This is a genomic window from uncultured Campylobacter sp., from assembly GCF_938018145.1.
GTDB lineage: Bacteria > Campylobacterota > Campylobacteria > Campylobacterales > Campylobacteraceae > Campylobacter_A.
The window spans coordinates 1-3,215 of sequence record NZ_CALIII010000367.1 but is presented as its reverse complement, the minus strand read 5'-3'; the positions used below and the strand labels follow the sequence as shown (position 1 = coordinate 3,215).

At 48.6% G+C, this 3,215-nt stretch carries 5 protein-coding genes; all 5 read left to right on the top strand.

Features of this window, described 5'->3' with window-relative positions; all coding sequences use genetic code 11:
* Positions 1-453 (top strand): malic enzyme-like NAD(P)-binding protein (locus Q0338_RS08430; protein WP_298086362.1); only part of this gene is annotated, 453 nt, incomplete at its 5' end.
* 371 nt (positions 454-824) lie between these two features.
* Positions 825-1,484, top strand: coding sequence for a uracil phosphoribosyltransferase (upp, locus tag Q0338_RS08425; protein ID WP_298086361.1), 660 nt, complete (start codon positions 825-827; stop codon positions 1,482-1,484).
* A 222-nt stretch (positions 1,485-1,706) separates the two neighbouring features.
* On the top strand, positions 1,707-2,237 hold the full coding sequence (locus Q0338_RS08420; RefSeq protein WP_298086360.1) for a ribonuclease domain-containing protein: 531 nt from the start codon (positions 1,707-1,709) through the stop codon (positions 2,235-2,237).
* Positions 2,234-2,500, top strand: a complete 267-nt coding sequence (locus tag Q0338_RS08415; RefSeq protein WP_298086359.1) for a barstar family protein — start codon at positions 2,234-2,236, stop codon at positions 2,498-2,500. Before Q0338_RS08420 ends, Q0338_RS08415 begins: the two co-directional genes overlap by 4 nt.
* A 381-nt stretch (positions 2,501-2,881) precedes the next feature.
* Positions 2,882-3,215, top strand: a 334-nt coding sequence (locus Q0338_RS08410; protein WP_298086358.1) for an NAD(P)H-dependent oxidoreductase, incomplete at its 3' end; no start/stop codon positions are given.

The following is a 3,215-nucleotide window of genomic DNA, read 5'->3' as shown; positions in this document are numbered from 1 at the left end:
GCATCGATGAACGACGAGCCGATTATTTTCGCGCTTGCTAACCCGACTCCCGAAATCTTCCCTGAAGACGTCGCAAGCGTGCGAAACGACGTGATGATGGGAACTGGCCGCAGCGACTATCCAAACCAGGTAAATAACGTACTTGGCTTTCCGTTTATATTCCGCGGCGCGCTTGACGTCAGAGCTAAAAAAATCACCGAAAATATGAAAATGGCTGCGGCGCGCGCGCTTGCAAATTTGGCTAAAGAGCCCGTGCCTGCGGAGGTTTGCGCGGCGTTTGGCGTAAAAGAGCTAAAATTCGGCAAAGACTACATCATACCAAAACCGTTTGACAATCGCGTGCTTTTAGCCGTGGCTCCTGCGGTCGCGCAGGCTGCGGTCGACGACGGCGTAGCTAGGGTAAAAAATTTCGACGTCGAAGCGTATAGAGCGAGTCTAGCGAAATTATTTTAGTTAAATTTGCGGGGCGCTTTGCTCGCCGCTCTTAGCTTTTAAAGGCTGCGGCGAGCGGGGCTAGCCTGCGCTAAATTTATTAATTTTGCTACGCGCTTTGGCTTTATTAAAAAGTCTCAAATTTAAAGCGGCTCGCCGGGCTAAATTTAGCCTTGTTTTACGGCGCGCCGTTTTTGCTCCAAGCCAAACGCCCTAAGCGCGCAAGCCCGTCTAACGGGGAGCTAAATTTTGCCCGCTAATAGCGTCTTAGCCGTGAGCAGGCCTTACGCGCGAAACTAGCGATTTGCGATTTTTACGACTCAAAACGGTAAAATTTAAAAAGCCCTAGCCTAGCGTTTTTTAAATTTTATCCGCTAAATTTAAGGATCTTTATGAAAAATTTCACCGCCGCCGATGCCGCCGAGCTACCAAACGTCCGCCTAGTCTCTCACCCGCTCATCGAGCACAAACTAGCGATTTTAAGGGATAAAAACACTGAGCCGTTTCAGTTTAGGATGCTCGTGGACGAGATCAGCCACCTGATGATATTTGAGGCGACTAGGGATCTGGCGCTGCGCGACGTGAGCGTGCAGACTCCGGTCGCCCAGGCTCAGGCCAAAAAGCTAGCGACAAAGGTGATGATTTGCCCTATTTTGCGAGCGGCACTGGGTATGCTTGATAGCGTATTTACGATTATTCCAGACGCAAGCGTCGGCTTTTTGGGCTTTCAGCGAAACGAAAAGACCGCAGAGGCGGAGTTTTTCTACGCCAAGCTACCTCGCGACGCCAAAAACCGCCTAGCCATCATCATCGATCCGATGTTTGCCACCGGCGGTACGGCTATCGACGCGGTTAAATTTTTACGCGAGAACGGCATAAAGCAGATCAAATTTATCTCCATCATCGCCGCTCCCGAGGGGCTAAAACGCTTTAGCCAGGTTTACCCGGACGTCGAGGTCTATACGGCTGCGATCGACGAGCGACTAAACGAGAAAAACTACATCGTGCCGGGCCTTGGCGACGCGGGCGATAGAGTGTTTAATACGCTTTAAATTTGACGAACTCGGACGGCAAATTTAGCTTTTTGCCGTAAATTTAGCCGAATTTGACTGCGATTTATGCGGTTAGATTCGGCTTTTGTCTAGTCAAATTTGATGCAAATTTACTCTCGTCTTTACGGCGCGAAATTATCAAATTTGGATTTTGTCCGTACAAATTTGACGTCAAATTTACCGCCGAAGCAAGTGCTTCAAATTTATTCCAAAAGGTCTTTTTTGAACAAACAATTACTTAGAAACGTCATCTTGCCGCTGGCTGTTTTGCTGCTCGCGGCGCTGTTTAAATTTATTATCCCGGATAACTCGGTCGCCCCGAAACAAAATCAGCCGCAAAGCGAATTTAAAGGAAACGGCGCAGGCAAAAACGTAGCTACCACGCCTTCCGCAAACGTCGTAAAAGACGGCATCTACACCTCAAAAGACGAGGTTGCGGCGTATATTTATAAATTCGGCGAGCTGCCGCGAAATTTCATCACCAAAAAAGAGGCGATCGCGCTCGGATGGGACGCTAAAAGCGGCAATCTATGGCAAGTCACGGACAAAAAAAGCATCGGCGGCGACCGCTTTTCAAACAGAGAAAAAAAACTACCCAGTGCCGACGGGCGCAAGTGGTTTGAGTGCGATATCGGATACCGCGGAGGACGACGCGGAGCCGAGCGTATCGTGTTTTCTAGCGACGGGCTGATCTACTACACGCCCGATCATTATGAGAACTTTTATCTACTTTACGAGCGGAGGCAGCAGTGAAAATCATAACTCTAAACGGTACTAAAATGCGCGAGAAAACGGCGGCCTTTGAGTATCTAGCGCGAAAATTCGGCCTTGATCCCGACGTAAAAAACCTCGACGCGCTTTACGACGCGCTCGGCGAGATAAACGAACCAACGCAGATAAATCTAAAAAATCGCACCGCTCTTAGCATGCTTGGCGACTATGCGGACGATCTGATCGCCGTTTTTACCGACCTTGCGGAGGAAAATGAGCGCGTAAAATTTGAGATTTTGTCTTGAGTTTTTGCCTTTTGTGCGGTGAAATTTGGTTTAAGTTTTTGACGGTTTTTAGGCGTCGCAGCTTTTAAGTTTTAACTATCAAAAGCTCGCATGTAGCAAAATTTAAGAGTGTTTATAGCGATACGGATCGCGGCTTAAGCGCAAGTCAAATTTATCTCGCACAGAGCCTCCCGCTCGCAAAAATACATCAAATTTATTTCCGTCTGTTTTACGCGCCGTTACTGCTCGCCTTAACCCGTTTTTAGGCTTTTGATGATATAATTTCTCAAAAATAAGACTTTTGCGGTTTGAGGCGAGTTTAAAAAATAGCAAATTTAATCAGCTTAAATTTAACGTCCCAAAAGCGCAAATGCTCTAAAATTTATCAAAAAAGGAGCCAAAATGAAAACGCTAGTAGTTTTATCCCATCCAAATTTCGCCGCCTCTCGCCTAAACAAGGCGCTGGTAAACGCCGCTAAAAACGCAGGCGCCGAGGTTCGCCACCTAGAGGGACTTTACGGCACCGACGCCCTAAAAATCGACGTCGCAGCAGAGCAGGAGGCGTTTTTGCGCGCCGATCGCATCGTGTTTTTGTTCCCGATGATGGGCTTTAATGTGCCCTCCATGCTAAAGGCCTACATCGACTACGTGCTTAGCCGCGGCTTTGCCTACGGGCAGGGCGCGAAGATCGCGGGCAAACAGCTGCAAATCGCCGTGAGCGCGGGCGGCGGGCTAG

Coding starts and splice junctions, on each gene's coding strand:
- upp (WP_298086361.1), top strand. CDS start 825: ATGAAAAATTTCACCGCCGCCGATGCCGCCGAGCTACCAAACGTCCGC.